Annotated in this window: 5 protein-coding genes; all 5 read left to right on the forward strand. The window is 38.6% G+C overall.

All coding sequences use genetic code 11. From position 1 onward, the window contains the following. The coding region (locus tag K8S13_RS21870) for an HDOD domain-containing protein (protein WP_291465846.1) at nt 1-716 on the forward strand (716 nt) is incomplete at its 5' end. Between the two features lie 4 nt (nt 717-720). Further along, entirely contained in the window at nt 721-3,087 is a 2,367-nt protein-coding gene (locus tag K8S13_RS21875; protein ID WP_291465847.1) for an ATP-binding protein, read from the forward strand. A gap of 1 nt (nt 3,088) precedes the next feature. Next, a complete protein-coding gene (locus tag K8S13_RS21880; protein ID WP_291465848.1) occupies nt 3,089-4,132 on the forward strand; it encodes an HD domain-containing phosphohydrolase in 1,044 nt (347 codons plus the stop codon). Next, nucleotides 4,107-4,508 (forward strand): hypothetical protein, encoded by a 402-nt coding sequence (locus K8S13_RS21885; protein ID WP_291465849.1) that lies wholly within the window; start codon nt 4,107-4,109, stop codon nt 4,506-4,508. The genes K8S13_RS21880 and K8S13_RS21885 overlap by 26 nt, the downstream gene beginning before the upstream one ends. 93 nt (nt 4,509-4,601) lie before the next feature. Continuing rightward, on the forward strand, nt 4,602-6,831 hold a 2,230-nt coding region (locus tag K8S13_RS21890; protein WP_291465850.1), incomplete at its 3' end, for a response regulator.

Consider the following 6,831-nt stretch of genomic DNA (forward strand, 5'->3'; position numbering starts at 1 on the left):
CCACTCTGGTCTTGAGGGTTTTAAAGCTTGTAAACAGTTCCTCTTATGCGTTGCGGACCAACATCACGAGTGTTTCTGGAGCGGTCGCTTATATAGGAATTGACAATCTGAGCAATTTAATCGTTCTTGATGCACTTAAACATTTATTTTCAAAAAATTCCCAGACGAAAATATTCTCAAGAAACCGATTATGGCTTCATTGTGCTGCTGTCAGTATCAGCTGCCAGATGATCGCAGAAAGAATGTTTGCTCAAAAAGGAGAAGATGCTTTTTTATGTGGGATTCTTCATGACTTCGGACTGATAGTTGAAGATCAGGTCATACCAGATAAGTTTCAGGAGTTTTGCCGGACATATATTCCGGAAAAGTTTTTAATTACCGATCATGAATTTTCAATAATGGGTACGGATCATCAAACTATTGGCTATCAGCTGACTAAGGATTGGGGCTTGTCCCGTGAAATCCGGCAGGGAATAAAATACCATCATAAATGTCTTGATGATGTGGAGCCAAAAAGCCTTGCAGGCATATTACAGATTGCCGAATATCTGGTTTTCCGATTAAAGTTTCTTGCCTTCCCTGAGGTAAAGGTAAACCTGTCCCCTCCCTTGCTTATTCATATGAAAGACAATATCATGGAATACAAAGCCATTATAGATGACCTGCCTGATGAGATTCAAAAGGCAAAAGAGATCTACGCTCTGGAGAAAAATTAAAATAATGGATATTTTTGATGATATTGTAAAGGAACCCGATAGTGAAGCAAATCATCAGTTTCTCTGTCTGCTGGAAAAATATTTGCCGCAATGCGCTTTTACAATCATCTCAAGCAATGGTGAGCGAATTTCCTTGAATCAAAATATAGTCCTTGATAAAAATTTTGAAAAGACATTGTGGGAAAAAACAAAACACTCAGAGGATTCCCTTTGTGTTACAGACAAAAAAAATTCTCCTGTTTATTCGCTGTATTTGAAAAAGATGCAAAGCCTGCTGATTTGTATTTTATCGGAAACATTCGATACCGTCACCACACAAAAAACAATAACAAGTGTTGTCAAATTGTGTATTGAATTATTTTATAAAGACAGATTATTGGCTGAAGAAAAAGAACTGCTTTTAATCCATAAGAAACAGCGGGACAGGAAAATACAGGTTCTGGAAAAAAAATATGAAGAAATTTTAATCAAAAATCAAAAACAGAGTGTTGAATATTCAAAATTATTACGTTCTGAAATCCGGTTGCAGACGGCTGAATTAAAAAAATCCAATAAAGCGCTTGTCCGTGCAAAAGAAAAGGCAGAGGCAGCCAATATTGCCAAAGACGAGTTTCTCGCCAATATGAGCCATGAAATCCGTACGCCCATGAATTCTGTGCTGGGATTTTTAGAATTAGTCCTTGAAGATCCTTCTATTAAAAATGATATCCGACAACAACTATCAATTGCCCATACTTCTGCTCAAGGGCTGTTGTCCTTAATAAATGATATTCTTGATGTAAGCAAACTGGAAAGTGGAAAAATAACCCTGGAAAAAAAACCTTTTAAATTGCTTGAATTGATGAATAAATCTTTTAATACCATGGAGATAGAAGCCCGCAAAAAGAATTTATTACTTGAATATGATATCCATCCATCACTATCGGGATTATTTTCAGGAGACGTGTTTCGTGTCAACCAGGTCGTGATCAACCTTGTGGGCAATGCCATCAAGTTCACCCGACAGGGCAGTGTGGTTTTGAAGATTATGCCCGGTGATGAGAAAGGGCAATTACATTTCATGATTGAAGATACGGGAATCGGAATTTCCGCTGACCGGTTAAATAAAATTTTCGATCCATTTGCACAGGCAGATACTTCTACCACGCGAAAATATGGAGGCACAGGCCTTGGGACAACAATTTCAAAGCAGATCGTTGAACTTATGGGGGGTCGAATCTGGGCGGAAAGTGAGAAAGGACATGGAAGTATCTTCCATTTTATCATAAGTGTTGATTCCATTGATGATGACATGGTTGAAGGTGCTGATCTGTCCATGGAGACAGGAAGGCCATTATATAAATCCGCCCGCAGCTTTCGGATACTGCTGGCAGAGGATATTGAGGCAAATGCTGTTTTAGTCAAAACACGTTTAGAACTTCAAGGTCATAAAATTATGGTTACCTGTAATGGCAAAGAGGCCGTTAAAGCCTTTCAAAGAGAGCCATTTGATATCGTTCTGATGGATATCCAGATGCCTGAAATGGATGGGCTTGAAGCGACAGCCCTTATTCGCTCCCTGGAGAGTGATACCAGCGAGCATATACCTGTCATTGCACTGACTGCAAATATTATGAGCAAAGAAAGAAAAAAAATTTTAGCTGTTGGAATGGATTCGGTTGTGGCCAAGCCCATTGATTTTAATAAATTGTTTATCACTATGGAAGAATTGATTCCGGATAGCAAAGAACGGGAAATTTTAAAAAATAAAGTCACTGCCAATGCTTTTTCTGAATCAGATCTGCCCCGATTAGAGGGAGTCAATATTGAAAACGGCATGAATCGATGGCAGAACTTGGACGTTTATACAAAATCCTTGATAGGATTTGCAGATGAGTATGGAAATTTTATTGACAGCCTCTCCCTTTTGATCAATGCGAAAGATATCGATCAGGCCTATCAAATAAGTCATGCGTTAAAAGGGGTTGCAGGGAATTTGTCAGTGACAAAGGTTGCTGATATTGCCGGAACTATCAATTCAGCACTTAAGAAAAAAGATATGAATGATGTTGAGAAACAATTGGCTTTACTTAAAACTGAATTGAACAAAGCAATTGTATCTATACGGCAGTTAGAAAAAAAACAGAAAATTGAAGTAAGCCTGAAAGATTTTGACCGGCCCGGAATAAAAAAACTAATAAAAAAAGTTCCGGATGCTTTTGATCAGTACGATCCCCAGGCGATTGAACCGTTGATTAAAGAACTGGAAAAATATATCTCCAAAGATCAACTGAAATCCGTGATTAAATATATAGATGACCTGGACTTTGATAGTGCAAAAAATGAATTTATAAAACTTATAGAAGTATTGCATTTGGATTGGGAGGGATAGCATGTCTCATAATAAATATCGAATACTTGTTGTAGATGACGAGCCTAATAACAGAAAGCTCCTTCAGCAGATTCTACAGGACAGGTATCAGCTGGCCTTTGCAGTAAACGGGAAACAGGCACTTGAAGTAGTAAAACAGGTCAAGCCGGATCTTATTTTGTTAGACATTATGATGCCTGAAATGGATGGATATGAAACATGTCAAAAACTAAAATCCGATACTGACACCGTTAAAACTCCGATTATTTTTACTACTGCCATGACTGAAGTTGAAGATGAAGCTCGCGGCTTTGAGGCGGGTTGTGTGGATTACATCACAAAGCCGGTTTCAAAACCTGTCGTTTTAGCAAGAGTTGCGACACATCTTGCACTTTACAATCAACATCGAGAGTGTGAGAAAGTAGTGCTTGAACGGACAGCTATGGTTGAAGAAAGCCAGAGATCTGCCATTTATATGTTAGGCGAAGCCGGACATTATAATGACGATGACACCGGGTATCATATCTGGCGTATGGGCGCTTACTCTGCAGCTATTGCACGTTCAGCAGGATGGCATGTTGATAAAGCAGCAGAGCTTGAGTTGGCAGCTGCGATGCACGATACCGGGAAAATAGGCATACCGGATTCCGTGCTTAAAAAACCGGGAAAATTAAATGAAAAAGAGTGGATAATAATGAAAACTCATACCACAATCGGGCATGACATTTTATCAAAAAGCAACACACAATTTTTTCAGATGTCTTCTGAAATAGCCCTGTACCATCATGAAAAATGGGACGGGCAGGGATACCCGAAAGGGTTAAAAGGAACTGATATCCCGGAAAGTGCCAGAATTGTGGCCATAGGTGATGTTTTTGATGCACTTACAATGAAACGTCCCTATAAACCTGCCTGGTCAATTGATGATTCTTTTGCTGAAATTGAAAAAAGTGCGGGAACTCATTTTGATCCCACACTTACGGATTATTTTTTAAAAATTAGAACTGAAATAGTTGAAATTAAAAAAAATGGGAAGAAGGGTGTTAAAAGGGATAAATGTGAATAATGCTTTTTTAGATGAATCGAATATCCTTAATATTTACAGGGATAAGTTGGATGAACAGGGAGTTCATCAGCTTGAAAGAATAAAGGTAAATACACAAAGAATGCATGCGCTTGTGCTGAGTTTGCTGGACATATCAAGATTAAACACCAAAATAAATCCCTTTATTACATTTAGTGCAGGTAAAGTAGTTGAAGAGGTTTTAAGTGATTTGTCTTTGATAATAGAAAAAGCAGGTGCAAATATTAAAACAGAAAAAATGCCGAACGTCTTTGGTGATAAAAATCAATTAGAAAATATATTCAATCCCGGAGAACGGCTCAAAAATATTAAAACCGAAGGTGTGGAAAATGGTCAGGAGCGAATGATTACATCGTAAAGCCTGTAAAATTTCAGGACTTTGTTAAAAAAGTAAAAGGACTTGGCCATTACTGGGCGTTTATCAGTGATTCATATACTAAGTAGGAGAAATATGATGATGAGAGACGAGAACACAGAAATATTGGAAATTCTTCTGATCGAAGATAACGAAGATGATGCCGAACTGATCGAGAAATCGCTTGACCCTGAAAGATATCATATAACCAATGTCTGGAATGGAAAAAAAGCGCTTGATTTTCTGATTAAGCAGGAAAATCATATTGATGTTGTTCTTTTAGATAAAAGCCTGCCGTATAAAAACGGTCTTGAAATTCTGAAAGAGACAAGAGAAAAGGGAAAGGAATATGCCTTTATATTTCTAACCATTGATAACACCATTGAAACAGCCATCGAAGCAATGAAGCTGGGAGCTTTGGACTTCCTGCCAAAAAAATCGGGCTTTAAAGGTCTGCCTGAAATGATTGAGAAAGTTTTTGAAATACACCAAAGCAAGTTGGAGCGGGGAAAAAAAGAAGAAAAAGCAAAAGACCACATTAAAAACCTTGAGTTACTGTCAAAGACAGCCATGCAGTTTGTTGAATTCCCTCAAGATAAAGACATTTATACTTTTACTGGAGAACAACTTCAAGAGTTCACGGGCAAAGATTCTTATATTATTATTAATTCTATCAATAATGAAACCAATATACTGACTACCCGCTCGATTATCGGAATGGGAAAATTGTCTGAAAAAGTTGCAAGTCTTTTAGGAAAGCATCCTGTTGGTATGACTTATGATGCAAAAAATGAAGCTCTTGATTATCTTTCCGATGGCAAATTGCATTTATACAAAGAAGGACTGTATGGAATATCATTAAAGATTATTCCAAAAATGGTTTTCAATTCCATAGAAAAATTATTGAATATTAAAACTATATTCACAATCGGCTTTTCAAAAAATAATGAGCTATCCGGAACTGTTGTGATAGCTTTGAAAGAATATACAGGAGAACTTCAGAATAAACGGATAATAGAAATATTTATAAAACAGGCTTCCATAGCAATTCAAAAAAGACAGACAGAAAAAGCTTTAATAGAAAGCAATAAAATTTTTAAACAGGTTGTATCTAATATTGCAATAGTCGTTTGGAAAGCAGATATTGCAAAGGACGGAACTTTTGAAAACACCTATAGTTCTCCTTTTGTTGATGAATTGCTGGCGTTACCTGTAGGAACAATTCAAAACGACTGGGATAAGTATTTCAGTTATATAAAACCCGAATACCTGGGGCAAGTAAATAATGCTTTCAGAGAAGCAATTATATCGCCGGGGTCTTTAATCGACTGTGAATATGAAATGTTAAAAGGCAATGGACAAACAGCATGGGTTTATTCAAAGGGCAGGTGTTTTGAAAAAAACGGAAAATTGCACATCTTTGGTTCTACTACAGACATCACCAGGCAAAAGCAAGCTGAGACTGCGCTGCGAAAGAGTGAAAAGAACCTTACACAAGCTGTCCATGGGATTTCGATTCCAACAGTCATCATTGATAATAACCACACCATCACACATTGGAATAATGCCTGCGAGAGTTTGACCGGTTTTCTTGAGGCTGAAATGGTTGGCACAAAAAAACACTGGCTTGCTTTCTATGATGAAGAAAGACCGATTTTAGCGGATTTCATAGTGGATGAAGCGACAGAGGAAGAGATAGAGGAATACTATGGAGAAAAATATTATAAATCTATTCTGATTCAAGGAGCATACGAAGGTGAAAATTTTTTTCCTGCTTTGGGAGAAAAAGGCCGGTGGCTTTTCTACACTTCAGCTCCGTTGAGGGACCAGGATAAGAATGTTATCGGCGCGATAGAAACTTTTCAGGATCTAACCGAGCGCAAGAATGCAGAAACACAATTCCGACAGGCCCAGAAGATGGAATCTGTTGGGCGCCTGGCAGGTGGGGTGGCACATGATTTCAATAATGCACTCAGTGTGATCATTGGTTTTGCTGAAATGGCTCTTGATGACGCAGACCCAGAGGGACAGCTGCATGAAGATCTCGGTGAAATTCTCACGGCTGCTAAACGTGCCGCAGATATTACCCGGCAATTGCTGGCCTTTGCCCGCAAGCAGACCATCGCCCCCAGGGTGCTTGACCTGAATGATAACGTGGAAAGTATGCTTAAAATGCTTCGACGTCTTATTGGTGAGGATATTGATCTTGCCTGGCTGCCGGGGTCGAGCCTGTGGACCGTCAAGATGGATCCCTCCCAGATTGATCAGATTCTGGCCAACCTGTGTGTCAATGCCCGGGACGCCATCGAAGGCGTGGGCAAGATTA

The organism is Desulfobacula sp., from assembly GCF_021107415.1.

Bases quoted from the DNA above. Each gene is read 5' to 3' on its own strand.
- K8S13_RS21875 (WP_291465847.1), top strand. From the start codon at position 721: ATGGATATTTTTGATGATATTGTAAAGGAACCCGATAGTGAAGCAAAT.
- K8S13_RS21880 (WP_291465848.1), top strand. From the start codon at position 3,089: ATGTCTCATAATAAATATCGAATACTTGTTGTAGATGACGAGCCTAAT.